This window comes from Cryobacterium mannosilyticum (assembly GCF_004402705.1).
GTDB classification, from domain to species: domain Bacteria; phylum Actinomycetota; class Actinomycetes; order Actinomycetales; family Microbacteriaceae; genus Cryobacterium; species Cryobacterium mannosilyticum.
In genome coordinates, this window is the sequence record NZ_SOFM01000049.1 from 16090 (window position 1) to 34824 (window position 18735).

Consider the following 18735-nt stretch of genomic DNA (forward strand, 5'->3'; position numbering starts at 1 on the left):
CGTCATCGAGTTTCAACGTCGACCGGGAGGATATATGAGCGACCTCGATGTGCGCGAATTATTTCTGCGGGCAATCACGGACAACGACCCGGAGGCCATGCGCGAGGGCCTCCAGCGTTTGTTCGGTCTCACCGGGGAGGGGCTCTCACCGGACGCTGAGTTTCGGCTTCGTGACGAAAACTACGTGATGGAGATGCCGCAGTCGGGGGAGCGCATCCGTGGACGTGAGGCCATGCGGGCAATGCAGGAGGCTTTTCCTGTTCCCCCCTCGATCACCCTGCGCCGAGTCGTGGGGTCGGGGCAAATCTGGGTCGTCGAGGGGATGAACGACTATGCCGGGGACGTGTGGCACGTGGTGGTCATCCTGGAGTTCGGAGCGGACGGGTCGATCATCCGCGATACCCGTTATTACACGCAAAAGTCGGAGGCACCCGGATGGCGGGCCGACTGGGTGGAGCCCATCGACTAGACGACTCTGCTCAGGGCAAGGCTCCGCGAACGAGCGACATGCCCATGTACGGGCATTAAATGACCGGAAAGTGTGGAACGGTCAGCTGGAACGGGCAGCGTTGCTTGAGATACCCTTTGGCGTCCGCATAACGGCAAATCTCACCGCCCTCGTTTGACGTCTGTACTAAACGGAACCCCAACGGGGATTCTCTTAGACTCGATCCCGTGACTGGCAATGTGGTTCGAGAGGCGTATGCCGATCGAGCCGAGGAGTACGCGGCGCTGCTCGGATCGATGGCGAATACGCACGAATCGGATCAGCGGCTGGTCGCCAAGTGGGCGAGCGGCCTGCGTGGGCCGGTAATCGATGCGGGATGCGGTCCTGGGCATTGGACGGATTTCCTCAGGAAGCTCGGTGTCGAGGCGGAGGGCGTCGATCAGGTTCAACAATTTATCGGACGAGCGAAAGCACGATTTCCGGCGGTCCCATTCCGAATCGGCTCACTTGGCGATCTCGACGTCCCAGACGGGTGCGCAGTGGCAGTTCTTGCTTGGTACTCCGTCATCCACCTTGCCCCCGATGAGTTGACATCGGTCTTGCGTGAGTTCGCTCGATGCATTGCACCTGGCGGCAGTCTCCTCGTCGGCTTCTTCGAGGGCGACGCCGTTGTGCCGTTTCCGCACGCCGTCACCACCGCGTATTTCTGGCCCGTCGGCGAGATGAGCGCACAGCTCGAGACCGCAGGATTCAAGGTTCACGAGGTGCACACTCGAACCGATCCGGGCAAGCGACCCCACGCCGCGATCATCGCCCGCCGAACCGACCCGTCAATCGCCTCCGTAGGTCTCGACTAGCGGGAAACTCCGATTCCGCATTGTCCACGGGATGGGAAGCGTAGCCGTCAAAACGGACTGTTTCATGGACCAACCTTCTGCGGGGCGCCGAAGACAGCGCGCCCGCGTTGGGCCCCGCTCCGTGTGGAGCCACCGAAGTGGCGAGGCTCGGTGGGCTTGGTCAGTGGTTTGATGTCAGTGCCTGGCCGATGATGCGGGCTCCGTCGGCGAATGCGCCGGGGTTGGGGCCTGAGTAATTCAGTCTGATGAAGGGTCCGGTGGGTTCGGCGGGGAACCAGCTTGTGCCTGCGGCGATCATGACTCCGGCGGCTTCGCAGTCGGCGACCAGGCGGTCGAGGTCGGTTGCGTCGGGCAGTCGAGCCCAGAGATTGAGGCCGCCGGCGGGGACGGTGGCGATCTGGGCGTCGGGTGCGTGTGCTCGCAGGCTCGTGAGCAGGAGGTCGCGTCGTGCCCGCAGCTGGGGGCGGAGGTTGCGGAGGTGGGTCTGCCAGCCGGGTTGGGTGACGACGTCGAGTGCTGCGGCCTGGAGGATCCCGCTGACGTACATCGATTCGGCCCCGCGGTCGGCGAGGATGCGCTCGCGGGCGGGCCCTCGGGCGATGATGGCCGCGATGCGCACGGAGGGCGAGACGCTCTTGGTGAGCGAACGCACGTAGACGACGTGTCCGGCGTCATCGCGAGCGGCTACAGGGCGCGGGTCTGTGTCGATGCCGAAGTCATGAGCCCAGTCGTCCTCGACCAGGAACGCGCCATGCGCGCGCACAACGTCCAGGATCTGGGTCGTGGCGGCATCCGACCACTGCGCACCGGTGGGGTTGGCGTAAGTGGGTTGCGCGTAGAAAACGCGGGAGCCGGTTTCCTGAAATGCGCGGGCGAGTGCGTCTGGATCGGGGCCATTGGGCCCCGACGGGACGGGGACGACCTCGACGCGAGCCTGGGCTGCGGCCTGAATCGCACCCCAGTAGGTCGGCGATTCCATCAGCAGCGGCTGTCTGGCGGTGACGAGGGCGCGAAAGATCGTGGCCAGACCGCTCTGGCTTCCGGGGAGCACAATGACATCGCTCGGCAGGGGCGGCGTCACCCCGACCGGCGTCGCGGCGCCGAGCTCGTGGGCGAACCAGGACTGTAACTCCCGAAGTCCCGCCACCGGTGAACGGGTCAGCGCTGCATCGCTGCGGGCCGCGCGGGCCAGCGCGGATCGGATCAACCGCTCCGGCAGGAGTTCACGGTCGGGGTAGCCGGCGTGCAGCGCGATCGCGCCCTGCGGCGCTTCACGAAGTGCGGGACTCAGCGCGGAGAGGCGGTACTCCGGGGAACGCATCGCCGCAGTCTGCCAGCCGTAATCGAGCGGGCGCGCGGTCCGCACCGCGCGAACAAACGTTCCCGCTCCGGGGCGCGTCTCGATGAGGCCGTGAGCCACGAGAGTGCGGAGGGCTTTCTGAACCGTCACCGGGCTCGCCCCATACTCCGCGACGAGCGCCCGACTGCTCGGTAGCCGCGCGCCGGGCGCGCTGCCCGCAATCCACTCACGCAGTGCGGCCACGATCCGAAAACTGCTATCGTTATCCATGTTGGATCATAGTAGCGCTATCAAGAATGTGCCCGCACCGCTATCACCATCGCGGGCCGGCTTGGCGTGGGGGCTGCTCGGCGTTGCCGCGTTCTCCTTCACCGTTCCCTTCACCCGGGTGGCTGTCGAGGGCATGTCTCCGCTTTTCATCGGGTCCGGGCGCGCCGTTATCGCCGCGGTGCTCGCGGCGGCCGCCCTGGCCATCACCCGACAGCGTCTTCCTCGCGGCATCCAGTGGTCTCGCCTGGCCGTGGTCGCGGGCGGCGTGGTCATCGGCTTCCCCCTCCTGACATCGTTCGCTCTCACCACTGCCTCGGCCAGTCACGGTGCCGTCGTGATCGCCCTGCTCCCAGCCGCAACCGCCGTCATGGCCGTCATTCGTGGCACGGAACGTCCGCCCCTGCCCTTCTGGATCATGGCCACCGTCGGCGCGCTGGTGGCCGTGGCTTTCGCGTCCGCGCCAGGCGGCGGAATCGTTGGATTTCACTGGTCGGATCTGCTCCTTTTTGGCGCCGTGGCGGCCGCCGCCATCGGATACGCCGAAGGAGGCCTGCTCGCGAGAGAGATCGGGTCTTGGCAGACCGTGTCCTGGGCGCTGCTGCTGGCCTCGCCCTTGATGGTCACACTGACCGCGATCGCCATCGTCGAACATCCCCCCACCGGCACGCCGAGCCAGTGGGCGGCCTTTGCGTACCTCGGAGCCGTGAGCATGTTCCTGGGCTTCTTCGCCTGGTACCGCGGACTGGCAATTGGGCCCATGACCCAAGTCAGCCAGGTGCAACTTACCCAACCCGTCCTGAGTCTCCTCTGGGCGGCCGTGATCCTCCGCGAAGTGCTGACGTGGCAAACGATCATCGGCGGCATCGCCGTCATCCTCTGCGCCGGCATGGCTGTACGAACACGCCTCAACCGCGCCCCACCCACGCGCACCATCCAGCCCCCCGTAAACGAACCAGCACCGGTAAAGGTATTGCCGAGGACCGCTCGACGGAAAGTTGGACCGTCAGCGCCTCGGCACCCGGCCGAGGAAGGCCACCAGGCGATCGCTTGCGGAGGAGTTGCTGGGAACGTCGACCGGTGAAGCGAAGTTCTCTCCCCGCGCGCTGGCGTCGAGGGCGGCTGAGACCAGCGCGAGCACGTCCTCGGCCAGCGACTCCGGGATCCGGTGGGCGCGGTCGCGGGCCAGTCCGATATCCCAGCCGTGCGTCGTCAACTCCACCGCGCCGGCCAGCGCTGCATTCTCGACCGCCGTCACATCGGTCGCGACCGAGAATGCGTGCCCCAGTACTGTTAACCGCTCGTCCATCAGCGCGAGGGGGCCCTGATCGTTGGCCCGTGGCGTCTGCGGAAGGACGAGGGTTCCAGTGTCGAGCAGTCCGATGAGAGTGTCAATGACGTCGGCGAGATGCAGGACGACTCTTCCCGCATCCCAGCCTTCACACGGCGTCGGTCGTTGGAGATCGTCGTACGTCAACTCAGAGAGGACGCCACGCGCGTAGTCGGTTGCCCGGCCGAACAGTTCGGTGTTCATGCGCGCGACCCCTCCGGCATGCTCCAGGGCGCCGTCGGCAGAACATCGCCGGTCTCCAGCAGGGACTTGAGGTGGGCAAGCACGGCAGGCCAGCCGCGCGAGATCCCGTGCAGCATGTCGGTGTTCGGGAGGTTCTCATGGGTCACGGTCAGCCGGACGATGGCGTCGTGGGGTTCGACGAGGAAGGTGACGACGGACGGTCCGTTCGTCCGCTGGTCTTCGGAGTCTTCGAAGGTGATCACGAGCCGGGTGGGTGGCTCGGCCTCAAGCACAGTGCCGGTCACGTCAATGACGCCGGAGCCATCCACTCGTCGATGTTCCCAGGCGGAACCAGGTTGCCAGTCGGACACGTTGGCGTGTCCCCAATAGCGGGCGGTCAGGTCGGCGTCGGTCAGGGCCCGCCAGACATCTTCGCTGCTCGCACGGATATAGGTGACGTAGACATACGTCGGCACTGATGCCCTGCTGTCTGTCATTGCATACTCCTCTGCTCGGTGCTTGATGGCGCTGATCGTGGCCAGTCGGGGTGCGTCGTATGCCGCGATCCAGCGCTCGCCGATCTCATGGATCGGTGCGGGGTTGAGGTAGTGCAGGCGCTCTCGCCCTTGCCGCACCACGTAGACGAGGTTTGCCTCGGCGAGGAGGTCGAGATGCTGCGTTGCCGACTGGCGGGCCATCTCGAGGCTTCCGCAGAGCTCAGACAGGGTCTGCCCGTTCCGGAGCCGCAGGCGATCGAGCAGGGCGCGCCTGGTCGGGTTGGCCAACGCTTTGAACACCGGACCCAGCGCCTCGTCAGTCACGTCCACCATCATGCAGGCAAATACCTGCGTATGCAAGTGCGGCGGCCCGCAGATCTCGTCGAAAAGCCGGGCGAACACTGGACGACTCGATCAGGCCCTGCCCGAACCGCCACCTTGATGTCCGCACAAACCTGTTGAGCAGGAGGTGTTGAGTACAGTGTTGTCATGGTGGCTGGCGAACCGAAACGTACTGACCTTTGGTTTGCGCGGCGTGGAACCGGTGAAACGCTTGTGTTGCTGCACCCGGGAGGTGCTGATTCTCGCGTCTTCGACCCGCTGATAACCGAGCTCGACGACACCTACGTCTGCTTCACTCCGGATCATCGCGCTCATGGGCGCACGGGGGATGTTGCCGGGCCGCTGAGCTTTGAGGCCATGGCGGCCGACACGATCGCTTTCCTGGAGCGCTCCGTCGATACGCCGGTGCATCTTCTCGGCTACAGCGACGGGGCGATTGTCGCACTTTACGTTGCACTGGCCCGGCCGGATCTGGTCCGGACCCTGGTTTTCATCGCCGCGGTCTTTCATCGCGAGGGCTGGTTGCCGGGCGTGCTCGACGGCGAGGCGCCAGATTCCATGGGAGATTCCTATGGAGAAGTATCACCCGATGGAAGAGAGCATTGGCCTGTTGTCGTCGCGAAACTCGACCATCTTCACGCGGTATCACCCGCGCTGACCGTCGAGGACCTTGCGACGGTCACCATGCCCACACTCGTGATTCTGGGCGACGATGACGAGGTGCGGTTCGAGCATGCGGTCGCGATGTATCGTGCGCTTCCGGACGGTGAGCTTGCGGTCGCACCCCGTTCCACTCACGGACTCGTGGTTGAGAAACCGGCGTTGATCGCGCGGCTGATCCGCGACTTCCACGACACCCCCAGGACCAATGGATTCGCGCCAATCCGACGGGCTTGAGGACCTCGCCTGATTAGCCCGTAAGCCGGACCCCTATCGAGACGAATTCCTGCGCCACAGCGCGGTAGGCGGGCGCTGCGCATTCTGTTTCAGAAGGGAACCCCTAACGGGAACGCCTTGTCGGACATCAGGTCAGCCGGGAATCCCGTTGCAACGACCGGACTGGTTCAACAACCGCAGGACCGCATGGCTTAGCGCGGCCTGAGTCCTTGCGCGAGAACCAGACCCGCTTCTCGCGGCAGTCGACCAGGCGGGCTTTTCCAATGTCATCTCTGTGAGTCGCAGCGGTAAGGGGTGCTGTCCATCAGGCGGAGGTGTCAAGACGGTCCGCACCTTGTGACACGGCTCGAGCCCAGTAGCGGTATCCGAATGCCGACGGATGGAAACCGTCTTCTGCGAAGAAGTCGGCGAGGTTGTCGGGCAAGGTGCTTGAAGTGACCCAGGTGACAGACGGCAGGGCCGCACATACCTCCTGGGAGACATGATCGAGCGCGATTGCCTGCTCAGCCAAGTACCGACGCAACGTCAGGGGCAACGAAGGAAACATGCGGAAGGGTGGGATCCCAACGACGGTGACTTCGCCGGCGCGGCTTGCAAGGTCATCAACGATGGCGGCAAGGTCTGCGCCCCATTGTTCGGAGGTCCGTCCCGCTAGAACGTCGTTGGCGCCGGCGAGTAGGACTGCGCGATCAAGTGACTCTTCCAATTGTGGCAGCAGTCTGTGGCGGATTCTGCGAGCAGTAGCGCCGTGCTGCCCGAGAACGTGCCATGTGACAAATCGGCTTGAACTAGCCGCGAATTCGCGAGCTAACGCCGCTGCGAAACCCTCGTCGTGGCTGGCAACGCCGCAACCTGCAGCCGTTGATTCACCCACTACTGCGAGTCGGAAGGGTGCATTTGCTTGGTCGCCAGCGACTCCGAAAGTCGGGCCGGACGCCTCGGGAAGTAACTTCATGTTCGATCCAGCCCGCTGTTTTTGCAGCATGACTAAGGGCATCAGCAAGGGGTTCAACGGCCGTCTTCCATTCCAAGGCCGAAGTGAACGCTTGCGGCAGCGGCACGCGAACCACCGGGCGCAGGAACCGTCCAGTACGAACCTGGTGAAGTGCGTTCCTTCTGGATTCCCGAAATGACCCCGACGCAGATGCGTTCCTTCACCCACGCTCCCGCACGGCCGGACAGCTGGAATCTCTTTGGAACGTCGTCCTTGCCCACGTGTTGAATGAATCCACTGCGTCGTCCGAGGCTGAGGCATCGAATGAAGAAACCGATGGACAGCGCGGTGTGCGGCTGAGAGCGAAGGTAAGCCAACGCGGTGACTGCGGCATGGCCGCCCATAGGAGCAGCTACGGCGCACCCCATCCGCAGATGCTTCCCCGCGCCGCCTCGCACGCTCACGGAGTCGCCGGCTCCGATGATGTTGGGATACTCCTGGTGCTGCAGAGTTTCCGTAACCAGCAGCCTCCCCGCGGCGTCCACAGCCAGAGCGCTCTTTCGCGCAAGCGCCGGCACCGTGAAGGACCCAGCCCAGATCGTCAGGTCGCTCCGAATCCTCTGCCCGCCTTCAAGTTCCACGAAGTTCACGCCCACGTGAACAACGCGCTCGTTCTCGGTGACCTGTACGTTGAGGAACGCCAATTCCCTCTTGACGTACTTCCGGCCTCGTTGCGGCAGCGAACTCAGCAACTGTCCCGCTGACAGAAGTCTTATGTCCATCTGAGGGTTTTCTTCCGAAAGCTCCGATGCCACCTCCACTCCAGTGGCCCCGCCGCCGACGATAACGATCCGATCGCGCGGTCCGAGTTTCCGAACCGCTTCCCGCACCGCAAGAGCTCCATCGTGAGTTCCCACCGAATGGGAGAAGGCGCCTCCCGGGATCGACGGCGGAGCGCCGCTGCCGACGGCATAAATCAGGACGTCGTACGCCAGTTCGACTGAGTCCTCGGATGCTTCGATCACGATGCTGTTCCGTTGCGGCAGGATTCGGGCGACTTCACCCACGATGACGTGGACGTCACGGTGGAGAACGTGGTCCAGGGGAATAGTGGCAGCGTCCGTGGTTCCGGCTGCCAGCTGGTGGAGTCGGATCCGGTCGATGAAAACCGCCCGCGGGTTGACCATCACTATGCTCACGCCGAGTCGTTCAGCCTCTGTGAGCGATGCTTGCAGGCGGTTGGCTGCCAACACGCCGGCATACCCGGCCCCGACAATCGCAACTGTTCTGGTGGTATTCATGTCGTCCTTGCTTTTTGGCGGCGGATGCCGGGATGGGCGGGGTAGTGAGAAGCAGACCTCGCTCGCTGTTGATCTACTGGAAGAGCAGGAAATAGCCGACAAGGACTCGAAGTCCTGCGAGTAACACGGACCACGCGAGTGCCGGCGCGTGACCAGGGTCTAAGCGCCGACTGTCCCGGCCCTTATCGCGCGGCTGTGGTGACCGGAGTGGCGGGAGTTGCGAGGAGGCTCACCGGCCGGAAGCCTTTGGCGATGAGCCACACGGCGAGAGACAACTCCCACGCGAATACCGGGAGCGCTAACACGAGGCCGAGTGTGGAGAACTGGCTATAGAGGCCGAGCATTACGGCGACTGCGGAAAGGCTGACCAGCGCCCCGCCGACCAGCCCGAGCACGGCGATGCCACGAGGCACCAGGCGAGACGAGTACATGAGCCAGGCGAGGAGCAGTGAAGCGGCACCGAGGGCGAAGTTCGGTCCGAACAGGTACGTCCAGTCGCGCAGGGCTACAAAGGTGGAGCCGATGGTGGAGAGTGTGGCCGGGTCGGCGTCAACGCTTCCAGCGAACTGCTGGCGAAGCGAGACAATTGTTAGGAGGCTCAGAGTCCCGACGAGGATGACCGCGGTCTCCAGCACTCGAGCGGCGACGAACGCCAGCGCTAACCCCTCGTGTTGCCGCTTCAGGATCGGGTACAGCGTGACGGCGGTCCCGACGGCGGCAATCACGAGGAGCAGTTCGAAGAGCAGGCCGAGGAGGATCGGGCCATCCGGGCCGGCGCCGGTGATGTAATCGGCGACGTTCCGGATCGGACTGTAGAGGGTGGCTCCTACAATTGCGCCCACTTCGGTGAGCAAGAAGAACACTCCGGCGATGACGGCGGTCGGTCTGTGCAAGTTCATGATATTCCTTCGGTTTGGGGTTTGCGGTACACGGTTGGATGGAGGTGTACGGCGTATGCCTGTTGTTGGCAGTGTAGGGTGTACTTCGTACACTTGTCAATCAGGGATGTTCTGAAGGAGGGGAGGGTCTCTATGGGCCAGCAAATGGAAGTCCCGAGGCGGGCGCGGTTGAACCGCGAGCGAGTGCTCGAGGCGGCGGTCACCCTTGCGGATGAGGTCGGCATCGACGCGTTGAGCATGCGCCGACTCGCACAGGAGCTGGGCGTCGTGCCCATGGCGCTGTACAAACACGTCGCCGACAAGGAGGATCTGCTCGACGGAATGGTCGAGGCCATCATCCGAGAGATCGGCTCTCCCCATCTTGACTCCGGCTGGCGAGATGCCATCCGGCGACAAGTGTTGTCCGCGAGGAGCGCCCTCCAGCGTCACCGTTGGGCACGCCAGGCAATCGAGTCGCGGAGCAACCCGACGCCCGCCGTGTTGGAATACCAGGACTCGTTAGCTGGAATCTTCCTGGCCGGTGGGTTCACACCCGACCTGGCCCACCACGTCATGCACGCGCTCGGCGGCCGAATGTGGGGATTCACACAGGAACTGTTCGACGGTTCAGCCAATCCGAAGGCCGATGCCCAACCGCCGGCGGGCCCCGACGCTCAGGCGGAGATGTTCGCGCACATGGCAGCGCTCTACCCAAACATCGTGACGATCGCCACAGCGACACCGCACGACCACGACTCTGTTGTCGGACGTGGTTGCGATGACCAGTTCGAGTTCGAGTTCGCGCTAGATCTGCTCCTGAACGGGATTGAGCAGCTTCATCAGCGGGGATGGACGTCCGCGCGATAACTCGATGGTGCGGGCGACGCCCGAGCCGAGTGCAGTTCCGTCGTGACTGCAATTCATCGCGGGGGTCGCCATCCCCTCGGCTGCAATCATCATCCCTACGTTGGTCGCTGTGAAGCTCGCGAAATCAGAGCGGCTATCCGCCACAGCTTCCGACGCTGCTGAAAGGGCGTGACATTCTGCCGTCACGCGTGGGCTCATCCGCTGCCCCGTAAGCCGGACGATCAGCGGGAACGAAAAGGTGTGAAATCATCGCGTCGATGCCTGAGATGAGATACCCGTAAGGGAACCCTCTGCGGGATTCTTAACCGTGGCGTCGTGGCGCGAGCTTGAATAGTTCTGCGTCGCGGGTCTCTACGCGCCGATCTCGGTGAGGAGAATGCGCTGCTCTTGCTGGGTGAGGCCGGATCGACGTTCCCGGTCGAGTCCACGGGCCCGTTCGTCCGCCAGCACGTCCTCGAGCGTGTCCTGCAGGGTTCGCTCGGTTCCGCCCTCTGCGACAAAGCGGCTACGGCTGCGCCGGGCGAAGGCGGAGTCGCTGTGGGGAAGCCACAGCGGCAGGGATCGGGGGCCAGCCCAGTAATTGACGTTGTGCGCGGTCAGCCAGTCATCCTCGGCCGCGATGAGTTCGCCCGTGTGGCCGGCAACCCGGGCGGCGGCCAGCAGAACCGCGGAAAGTTCATATTCGCTCCCGACGGCGTTGTAAATGCCGGTCAGGCCGCGCTGTCCCGCACTGATGAGCCATCCGGCAAGGTCCCGAACGTCGATGAACTGCACGTACCGATCCTCGGCATTCGGCACGAGAACGGCTTCCTCGGGAGCAACGGCGAGCCTGGAAACCCAATAGCTGAACCGGTCACTCCTGTCGCCCGGCCCCGCGATCAGGCCCGGTCTCGCAATAAGGAGACGATCACCCACCGCCTCCGCCGTGGCACGTTCGGCGGCGACTTTCGCGTGCGCGTAATCGTCGAGGTCGGATGGCTCGACGAGGATGGCATCTTCGTCGGCACCCGGTTCAGCATTGCTCGCATACACAGAGACGGAGGAGACCAGGGTCCAATGCGCCGTGCTGCGCACCAAAGCCTCGAGCGCTCCGGCGACGAGGTCCGCGTCAGAGCTGAGCTCAACGATTTCGTCCCAGGCTTCACCAGAGACAAGGTCGTAGGCCCCAGATGATCGCCGGTCGGAGCGGACAAGCGTCACGCCGGGTGGGACTTCTCCAGATTCACCGCGCGCAAGGCACGTCACATCCTGGCCTTGAATCGCCAACTGCTCGGCTATCTCTCGACCCAGCCAGGCGGTTCCTCCGAGAATAAGTGTGCGTGTCATGGCGCCAGTCAATCGCAGAGCCGAGACGAATCGGTGCCGGATTCGCTCTGAGCGCAGGACCCGTAGACGATCATCGTCGCCGGTGGCAATCACGCTGCGATGCCGCGGTCGCCCGCAAGCCGAACACTCTAGGGGCGTTCGTTGTTTGTTAGGACACCCACCGGGTCTCGCCGTCTTTCTCGGAGGAGGTCGGGCGTAGCGCTTGATTTCGAGCGACGCCCATCGAGGCTTGGTGCTCCGGATAGATATGTGCGGTGAAGCGGTCAACCTCGTGTGCTCGCAACCATCCGATCATCATCTGGGTAGCTTCGGAGGCTATGCCTTGGCTTTGGAGCCTCGGCGAAATGACCCAGGCGATCTCAGCAACGAGCGTTGAACCGTCGCACTCGACGGTTGCCTGCACGAAACCGGCTGGCTCACTGGTGTCTCGGTAGGTGACTATCCAGTTCAGCCACCATTGAGAACCGTCATCAGACTGCCCCACGGTCTGTGCGGCATATCTGCTGTGGAGCAGGTCTAATGACGGGGCTTCGCCGCCGGTGTACTCGTATAGGGCCGGGTCGGCCAGAACGTCGACCATGGAAGCTGCATGGTCCACCGCGAGTGGTTCAAGCAGGAGCCGCTCAGAGCAGACTGGTTCAGGTTGAGGCCAATCCATCTCCTGAGAATGGCACAGTCGCGGTTGGACGGATCACATGGGCCGTTGGTGGAGCGGGTCTTCGCCCCAACGGGAACCTTTGACGGGCCAACCTCATTTCGTGATCAGTGAGTACACGAACATGTCACGGTGCACCCCGCCAACCTGCCGCCATGAGCGCAGGAGGCCCTCGCGTTCAAACCCTGCCCGCTCAGCGGCACGCCAGGAACCCTCGTTCCAGGGCTCCACGTATAGCTCGAGCCGGTGTAGCTGCTGGAGACTTCGAGCCCAGCCGACCAACGCGAAGATCGCGTCGGCGGCGTATCCACGCTTTCGAGCGGAGGGTCGAATCCAGTAGCCGACGCTCGCGCGTCCATGATTCTCATGCTCCAGCCAGAGCCCGATTTGTCCCACGGCGACGTAATTCTCGTCAGCGATCGCGAAGGAATACCCCGTCCGAGTGTGCAACCGCTCGTGCTGCCGCTCGATGAAGGCCAGTGCAGCTTCCTCGCTGTTGTCAGTCGGGACGCTGGTGATGGTCGGGATCAGGTCGTCTTCGGATGCCTCTTGAATCATCGGGGCATCGTCCGAGCGAAACGAGCGCAGGGTGACGTTTCGCCCTGCCAGCAGAGGCAGGACAAGCTGGATTGGGCGTCCCGGATCGACATTCATCTGCCAACTGTGCCATGGCGAACGGACCCGGAGCCCAAAGGGGAACCCTCAACGGGACGAAAGTTGATTTGAGGTTGAGCTGGCGAATCCGTCAAGCCGGTAGCGCCCGGGTCGCTAGGCTCGTCGGGCGGCACAACGCGAAGGAGCACCTTGACCATTTGGTCCATTGAATACGAGGGGGCGAGATTTGAGCGATTCTTCTCCTCGCTCCCCGAGTACGAGCAGGCAGTCCTCACTGCTGCAATCGAGCACGTCCTTGAGGCCCATGGCATCGATATCTGCTCCGGTGAATGGGGCAAGCCTCTCGGAGAGGGACTCTACGAGTTCCGCGTGCGTAGGTCCTTGCGTGCGATCCTCGCCGAAGCGGGGGCCGAACTGCCGGCCGATCTCGCTGACACCGATCGTCAGGTGCTCCTACGAGTCTTTTGCACTTTCCATGGACGCAAAATCGTGCTGCTCTACAGCGGCTACAACAAGAAGACCGATACCTCCGAGAAACGGCAACAGCGGGAGATTGCAAAGGCGCGCAAGATCCACAAACAGTGGAAGCGGCAACACTAGAACGTATTGACACCTTATGTGTCTTGGCACATAATCGAGTGAGGGAGGACATCATGTCGAAAAGCTTTAAGGAGATTGCGGACCAGGCGAAGGCCAAATGGTCCGACGATGCGCGCAGCGTCTATGAAGCGGCCACCGCGTCGTTCGATGCCGAACTCACCGCTCGCGCCGAGCTCGGCACCATGCTTGCGGAGGCCCGCAAGGCACGCCATCTCACTCAGCCTGCACTCTCCAGCGTCACCGGAATACAGCAGGCTGAGATCAGCCGCATTGAACGCGGTATCGGGAATCCCACAACCGCCACGCTCAACCGACTTGCTGCGGCCCTAGGCCAGAAGATCGTCCTCGCACCCGCGCACTAAACGTGCCCGACGGTGTCGGCGTCCCATATGAGTCCAATGCCCGCAAGACGAACCCTCAGCGGGCGGCTTTCGCGATGTTGCACCTGCCGATGGCGCAGCTTCCGGGTGGGTCTTATCGCTGGACGTTGGCGGATCGTGGCTCGGCCCATTCTGGCCGGTCTGCTCCCCACGGGCAGCCGATCCACCTGTAGCGTTTCGTGTCGCCGCTGATGCTGATCGCGGGCGCGGCACAGGTGACGGTTCCTTCTCGCGTTTCCGCGTTCACGGTTGGGATCTCCAACGGGCCGCCTTCGGTTGGCGGGGAATTAGGTTGGGCGAGTAGCTCTTGTGCGACCCGGGCCAGTGAAATATCGACGGTCCACCCGCGCCCGTCGAGGTGTCGACGTCGAAGTGCCGACATGATCCCGGCGGCAAGCAGGTACCCGGCGGAGTGATCCAGAGCTTGGGCGGGCAAGGCGCCTGGTCTGCCGGTGCCGTCTGCGTGGATCTGGGCGATGCCGCTAGCTGCTTGGACGATACTGTCGAAACCACGGCGCTCGGCCCAAGGGCCGCTCAGCCCCCACGCGCTCACCCGGCCGATAACGAGCCCTGGGTGGCGGTTATGTAGTTCCACCGGCGAGAGGCCGAACCGGTCGAGGCTATTCGGCCTGTATCCCGTGACGACAACGTCGGCGTCCGTCAGTAGCCGTTCGAAGCGGTCTCGATCTGGTTTGTGACCGAGGTCGAGGAGCGCGGACCGCTTCCCTTGGCCGGTATCGAGGTACTGCCAGGGGAGTTCCGGCATGCCAGGGCTGTCGATGCGCAAAACATCTGCCCCGAAGAACGCGAGGCTGCGCGTGGCCACCGGCCCGGCTATGACCCGAGTCAAATCGAGCACCCGAACCCCCTCCAGCGGTGCGTGACCGTCGGCCGACCCCAGGCTATGGAGGCCCGCGTCTCCTGCCTGCTGCTTCAGGCTGACGAAGGGATCTGCTTCCAAGGTTTGGGCCTGAGGATGTCCTCTCCACTTGCTCGGGCTGCGAACCGCGCTGATGACCGCATTCGACGCTGCGGCTTCATCCTCCAAATCGAGGGCGCTGCGACGCGAAATCGCGTGAGCAACAGTCTCGGCGGTGGCGAAGGCATCCAATCTCAGAAGTGAGCGCAAAGCCGCTTCGTGGTGGGGGTAGTTGGCGTGAGTGCGAACCCAGCCGTCGCTCGAGGCAAAGAAACCGGACAGAGGCGCCCACGCCGGCGCCGGGTTCCCGTTCCACCGGAACAGTTGGTCGCTCCGGTAGGCGCCGGCGACGAGTTGCGGCGCAATGCTCACCCGCGGAACTTCGCTCGCCTTCGGATCCCGCAGTCCCTTACGGGCAAGGTGCAGCAACGAGGCCATGAGCTTGGTCGCCGCGACGCTGTCCGCGGCAAGATCCCCGACAGGCAATGGCGACGAAAGAGGCACCGGCCCGGACGAACGAACACGATCGGCTAGCTCCGGAAGTTCCGCCGAATCGGCGAGAAACGTGCTGAGGAAGGTTCCCATCGGTTGCCTCCCACGCCCTCGACCGTTCACACGCGGGCGTGAAGCCAGGCGATCATCGGTGGCCCCCACCATATCCCCGCAGCACGGATTGCAATTGATGTCATGAGGCCGAGCAATCACGGGATGGAATCAAAATGGGGGAGAGCTGGTGCTTCTCGCCAGGCCAGCCGTGGAACGGTCAACGGAGCAGAGTTTTCACCTGGATTCCGCCTACGGGATGCTCGTACTTCGCACATGCGCGGGTCGGGCGGATGGCAATTCTTCCTGCGACTATGAGGCCCCCGTGCTGGTCGCGGTCAGACCTGGTCGAGGGGCTCGGTGCCCTTGTCGACATCGCGCCCCCCGAGCAGGGCGTCGACGAGCGATTCGCCAACGAATTCGCCGTAGCGCTCGGGGCGCCAACCGCGGGTGAGCACTAGGAGGCTGTAGAGCTCAGGCGAACTGTATACCCACATGATCTCGGCCGCCTCATCGACGGATAGGCCCAGACGCAACTGAAACTTGCTGGCCAAGCCTTGGGCTACATGGGTCATTCGGGTCAGGCGCGCGGTGTCGAAGTCGGCACGCAATTGAGCCATTGACGGATCAACCTCCGCCGTTGTTGACAGCAGCAGGAGCAATGGAGCGATCCGGGGCGCGACCTCTGTGGTGAACGCGCCTAGTCCGCGCAGCATCCTTCGGGGGTCGGCTTCGGCCGCCTGCATCGCGTCCGAGCGCTGTTCGGCGGGGATCGTGCCTTCGCCCTTGAGCGCGTCCGTGCACATCGCGCGCAGGAGCCCTGCTTTTCCTCCGAAAGACTTGTAGATGGTGTCGGCGGATGTGCCGGCGTCGGCCGCGATCGATGCGATCGTCGTGGCGGTGAAGCCGTCGTTCAGGAATCGTTGCCGCGCGGCGACGACGATTGCCTCGCGGTTGTGGCGTGCCTGTTCGCGCCGGCGGCTGGAATCATAGGGGCGAGGGTTGACAGTGTTCAATATCGGCTCCACAATTAGAGAATGGTTCCAGTGTACTGGAACGAATTCGATCGTCAACCAGAGCGGCTTCACAAGACGACTGGCCGCGCCAGTTCCGGTCTGGGAATGGAGACGGCATGTCTGTGGTGGAAGTAGATCCGAGCGCGGTCGTTCAACGGTTGCGGGTCGCGACGAACGCGCACGATATAGACGCGATCGTCGCCTGTTTCACGCCCGACTATCGAAATGAGACGCCGGTGCATCCGGAACGCAGCTTCGTCGGTGATGAGCAGGTACGCCGTAATTGGATGCAGATCCTGGCTGCAATACCCGACGTCTCGACAGAGATCGTGGCGTTGGTCGTGTCGGGCAACGTGGTGTGGACCGAGTGGGAGCACCGCGGCACGAGGCGGGATGGCACCGCGCATCTGATGCGGGGGGTGGTTGTCTTCGCCGTCACTGCCGGGCTGATCGCTTCGGCCCGTTTCTTCCTGGAGCCAGTCGATGCGGCTGGTGGAGATGTCGATGCAGCGGTACGGGGCCAGGTCGACGTGAGGAGAGCGTCATGATCTCCCGGGTTCTTGTTGCGGGAGGCACCGGACGACTGGGCACGCTCGTTGTCGGTGGCCTTGCTGCCCGCGGGATTGACGTGCGCGTGATGACGCGTAATCCGCATCGTGCCGCGCATCTGGCCGGTGAGCGAATCGAGATTGTGACGGGTGATGTGCGAGATCCGGTCAGCACGATGGCCGCCGTGGCCGGTGTCGATGTCGTGGTGTCGGCAGTGCACGGCTTCGCCGGACCGGGACGTGTTTCACCCGAGACGGTCGACCGGGCCGGCAATACGCTCCTGATCAAGGCCGCTCAAACGGCAAGCGCCGAGATGGTTCTCATGTCGATCGTTGGTGCCGCACCGGATAGCCCCTTCGAGATATTTCGGATGAAGCATGCCGCCGAGACCGTCCTGGCCGCCAGCACAGTTCCCGCAACGGTCGTGCGAAGCACGGCGTTCCTGGAGTTGTGGATCGATCTTCTCAACAACCCGGCTGGGCGGTCGAACCGCCCGCTGGTATTCGGTCGCGGACAGAACCCGATCAACTTCGTCTCGGTGCGGGACGTCGCCGCGCTCGTCGAGCACGTCACCCTGGATGAGGCGACCCGCGGCCAGGTGCTGGAGATCGGCGGACCGGAGAACCTCACCTTTGACGAGCTTGCCCGAATGGTGGTCGCGTACCGCGGCGGCTCAGACGCACCCCGGCATATCCCGCGCATCGCTCTACATGTCATGGCCGCCACGATCGGACGGCTGCGCCCTGAACTGGGCAGACAAGCTCGAGCCGCGCTCGCGATGGACCGATCCGACCTGACTTTCTCACCCGGCGTCGACGGCGTGCGCGCCCGCTTTCCTGACGTGCCCTGCACCTCGCCCGCGGAAGCCCTTCGCGCACTCCACGCGGCAGATCGCACCCGATAACCCAACGAGTAAGCGACCGAACACGGCCACCACCGACGCGGCAACAGCCCTCGGAATCGACGCATGCTTCCTGCTCGGCGCGTACAGCGGCGGCTCACCTATCTCGCCAACACGCTGGCCGAACCTGAGAGTGGCCGGGCAACCCCGGTTTGTCCGTATCAGGGACCTCATGCGGGAATGGTCCGCTGAATGCTGGTCTGCGTCGACCGCCGGAGCAGACTGTGCCCCCAGGCAGATTCGAACTGCCGCCCCTGCCTCCGGAGGGCAGTGCTCTATCCCCTGAGCTATGGGGGCCAGGGAAGACACTAGGTTATCAGCATCCTGAGGCCTGGTGGTTCGCCTCGACCGCGAACCGCCGGTCGCACGTCGCGAAAAACGAGCGACGACGGTGACTTTCCGGCTACTGGAGGTGCGAGAGTGCGGCCGACATGAGTTGCTCGGCGTCGCCCGGCTCGCCGAAGACGGGGGAGCTGAAAGTGACCCAGTACTTGGCAGTGAAGACCTGCGCTTCGCCGATCCCGCCCTTCGTGGTGAAGAAACCAGACACCGGCGCGGCGCCGTAGGTGGGGACGGGGTTGCTGGTGGCGATGGCCTTGTCGGTCAGTGACGTCATCAGCACCGGGTTGGGCAGGGCCACCGAGATCTCGATGATCTCGCCGCTGGTCTGGTTGAGCAGCCCGCAGGCGAGGCCCTGGTACGAGAGCGCGGTCTTGGCTGTTGCCGACGTCGCCGTGAAGTCTGGCGCGGTCCCGTAGTTCGGGTTGAACGCGTAGACGTCGTCCGGGGTGAGCAACTCATCGCAGGTCAGCGGCACCGAGGCGCCGGCCGGGGTGGGCGTCGGTGTCGGAGTCGCCGTTGCGCTGGGGGCCGCGCTCGCCGAAGCGCTCGCTGTGCTGCTGCCCGAGGCCGACGGTGTCGCCGCGGGGGAGCATCCGGTCAACGCCGCGAGGGCGAGGGTGCCGGTCGCGAGGACAAGGCCGGTGCGCAGGCGCCGGCTGCGGAGAAGAGAGGGCGAGAAGGTGTCAGTCACGGGTTGACCTTACCAAGCAGGGGGTCGATAACCGGGCCGGTAAGCTTGGTTTCCGTGACCCCCGCCGAGCTTTCCGAATCCCTGTTCGCCCTGATCC

General features: G+C 64.0%; 20 protein-coding genes, 1 tRNA gene and 1 pseudogene. 9 read left to right on the forward strand and 13 right to left on the reverse strand.

The genetic code is table 11. The annotated features are described in order from the left end of the window. The first annotated feature begins 34 nt into the window (after positions 1-34). A complete protein-coding gene (locus E3O32_RS15675) occupies positions 35-469 on the forward strand; it encodes a nuclear transport factor 2 family protein (protein WP_166790877.1) in 435 nt (144 codons plus the stop codon). Positions 470-675: 206 nt separating this feature from the next. After that, positions 676-1305, forward strand: coding sequence for a class I SAM-dependent methyltransferase (locus tag E3O32_RS15680; protein ID WP_241975035.1), 630 nt, complete (start codon positions 676-678; stop codon positions 1303-1305). Between the two features lie 160 nt (positions 1306-1465). Here E3O32_RS15680 and E3O32_RS15685 read toward each other — a convergent pair whose 3' ends face one another. Further along, positions 1466-2875 (reverse strand): aminotransferase-like domain-containing protein, encoded by a 1410-nt coding sequence (locus tag E3O32_RS15685; RefSeq protein WP_134510766.1) that lies wholly within the window; start codon positions 2873-2875, stop codon positions 1466-1468. Between E3O32_RS15685 and E3O32_RS15690 the strand changes: the two are divergent. Then, a pseudogene (locus tag E3O32_RS15690) lies at positions 2874-3788 on the forward strand (DMT family transporter); the annotation flags it as partial. The gene E3O32_RS15685 and the pseudogene E3O32_RS15690 overlap by 2 nt on opposite strands. 90 nt (positions 3789-3878) lie before the next feature. On the opposite strand, the gene E3O32_RS15695 reads toward E3O32_RS15690, so the two are convergent. Next, positions 3879-4406 (reverse strand): TIGR03086 family metal-binding protein, encoded by a 528-nt coding sequence (locus tag E3O32_RS15695; protein WP_134510768.1) that lies wholly within the window; start codon positions 4404-4406, stop codon positions 3879-3881. Then, on the reverse strand, positions 4403-5284 hold the full coding sequence (locus tag E3O32_RS15700; protein WP_241975037.1) for an ArsR/SmtB family transcription factor: 882 nt from the start codon (positions 5282-5284) through the stop codon (positions 4403-4405). The genes E3O32_RS15695 and E3O32_RS15700 overlap by 4 nt, the downstream gene beginning before the upstream one ends. A gap of 87 nt (positions 5285-5371) precedes the next feature. On the opposite strand from E3O32_RS15700, the gene E3O32_RS15705 reads away from it, so the two are divergent. Continuing rightward, on the forward strand, positions 5372-6121 hold the full coding sequence (locus E3O32_RS15705; RefSeq protein ID WP_134510769.1) for an alpha/beta fold hydrolase: 750 nt from the start codon (positions 5372-5374) through the stop codon (positions 6119-6121). A gap of 304 nt (positions 6122-6425) precedes the next feature. On the opposite strand, the gene E3O32_RS15710 is transcribed toward E3O32_RS15705, so the two are convergent. The 3 genes from E3O32_RS15710 to E3O32_RS15720 form a co-directional block, all read right to left on the reverse strand. Beyond that, positions 6426-6995: an SGNH/GDSL hydrolase family protein gene (locus E3O32_RS15710; RefSeq protein ID WP_198417588.1), complete on the reverse strand. Its 570-nt coding sequence runs from the start codon at positions 6993-6995 to the stop codon at positions 6426-6428. 134 nt (positions 6996-7129) lie between these two features. Beyond that, a complete protein-coding gene (locus E3O32_RS15715) occupies positions 7130-8356 on the reverse strand; it encodes an NAD(P)/FAD-dependent oxidoreductase (RefSeq protein WP_134510771.1) in 1227 nt (408 codons plus the stop codon). Between the two features lie 182 nt (positions 8357-8538). Continuing rightward, positions 8539-9255, reverse strand: coding sequence for a DUF4386 domain-containing protein (locus E3O32_RS15720; protein WP_134510772.1), 717 nt, complete (start codon positions 9253-9255; stop codon positions 8539-8541). Positions 9256-9387: 132 nt separating this feature from the next. Here E3O32_RS15720 and E3O32_RS15725 point away from each other — a divergent pair, with 132 nt between their 5' ends. Beyond that, entirely contained in the window at positions 9388-10101 is a 714-nt protein-coding gene (locus tag E3O32_RS15725) for a TetR/AcrR family transcriptional regulator C-terminal domain-containing protein (protein WP_134510773.1), read from the forward strand. Between the two features lie 351 nt (positions 10102-10452). On the opposite strand, the gene E3O32_RS15730 is transcribed toward E3O32_RS15725, so the two are convergent. The 3 genes from E3O32_RS15730 to E3O32_RS15740 all read right to left on the reverse strand — a co-directional run bounded on the left by E3O32_RS15730 (position 10453) and on the right by E3O32_RS15740 (position 12736). Then, on the reverse strand, positions 10453-11427 hold the full coding sequence (locus E3O32_RS15730; RefSeq protein WP_134510774.1) for an NAD-dependent epimerase/dehydratase family protein: 975 nt from the start codon (positions 11425-11427) through the stop codon (positions 10453-10455). Between the two features lie 148 nt (positions 11428-11575). Continuing rightward, positions 11576-12085: a GNAT family N-acetyltransferase gene (locus tag E3O32_RS15735; protein WP_134510775.1), complete on the reverse strand. Its 510-nt coding sequence runs from the start codon at positions 12083-12085 to the stop codon at positions 11576-11578. 93 nt (positions 12086-12178) lie between these two features. Next, positions 12179-12736, reverse strand: a complete 558-nt coding sequence (locus tag E3O32_RS15740) for a GNAT family N-acetyltransferase (protein WP_134510776.1) — start codon at positions 12734-12736, stop codon at positions 12179-12181. Between the two features lie 150 nt (positions 12737-12886). Here E3O32_RS15740 and E3O32_RS15745 point away from each other — a divergent pair, with 150 nt between their 5' ends. Both E3O32_RS15745 and E3O32_RS15750 read left to right on the forward strand, forming a co-directional pair. Beyond that, positions 12887-13297, forward strand: a complete 411-nt coding sequence (locus E3O32_RS15745) for a type II toxin-antitoxin system RelE/ParE family toxin (RefSeq protein WP_134510777.1) — start codon at positions 12887-12889, stop codon at positions 13295-13297. Positions 13298-13350: 53 nt separating this feature from the next. Continuing rightward, entirely contained in the window at positions 13351-13659 is a 309-nt protein-coding gene (locus E3O32_RS15750) for a helix-turn-helix domain-containing protein (protein WP_134510778.1), read from the forward strand. A 112-nt stretch (positions 13660-13771) separates the two neighbouring features. Here E3O32_RS15750 and E3O32_RS15755 read toward each other — a convergent pair whose 3' ends face one another. Both E3O32_RS15755 and E3O32_RS15760 read right to left on the reverse strand, forming a co-directional pair. After that, entirely contained in the window at positions 13772-15181 is a 1410-nt protein-coding gene (locus E3O32_RS15755) for a CoA transferase (RefSeq protein ID WP_166790878.1), read from the reverse strand. A 296-nt stretch (positions 15182-15477) separates the two neighbouring features. Further along, the gene (locus E3O32_RS15760; RefSeq protein WP_194087810.1) at positions 15478-16155 is read right to left on the reverse strand and encodes a TetR/AcrR family transcriptional regulator; all 678 of its coding nucleotides are present in this window, start codon (positions 16153-16155) and stop codon (positions 15478-15480) included. Positions 16156-16271: 116 nt separating this feature from the next. Here E3O32_RS15760 and E3O32_RS15765 point away from each other — a divergent pair, with 116 nt between their 5' ends. Together E3O32_RS15765 and E3O32_RS15770 are read left to right on the forward strand one after the other, a co-directional pair. Continuing rightward, entirely contained in the window at positions 16272-16703 is a 432-nt protein-coding gene (locus E3O32_RS15765) for a nuclear transport factor 2 family protein (RefSeq protein WP_134510781.1), read from the forward strand. Continuing rightward, a complete protein-coding gene (locus E3O32_RS15770; protein ID WP_134510782.1) occupies positions 16700-17608 on the forward strand; it encodes an SDR family oxidoreductase in 909 nt (302 codons plus the stop codon). The genes E3O32_RS15765 and E3O32_RS15770 overlap by 4 nt, the downstream gene beginning before the upstream one ends. Before the next feature lie 222 nt (positions 17609-17830). Here the strand turns inward: E3O32_RS15770 and E3O32_RS15775 are convergent. Next, positions 17831-17902 (reverse strand) — tRNA-Arg (locus tag E3O32_RS15775). Between the two features lie 106 nt (positions 17903-18008). Further along, the gene (locus tag E3O32_RS15780) at positions 18009-18638 is read right to left on the reverse strand and encodes an iron ABC transporter ATP-binding protein (protein WP_134510783.1); all 630 of its coding nucleotides are present in this window, start codon (positions 18636-18638) and stop codon (positions 18009-18011) included. Positions 18639-18735: the final 97 nt, after the last annotated feature.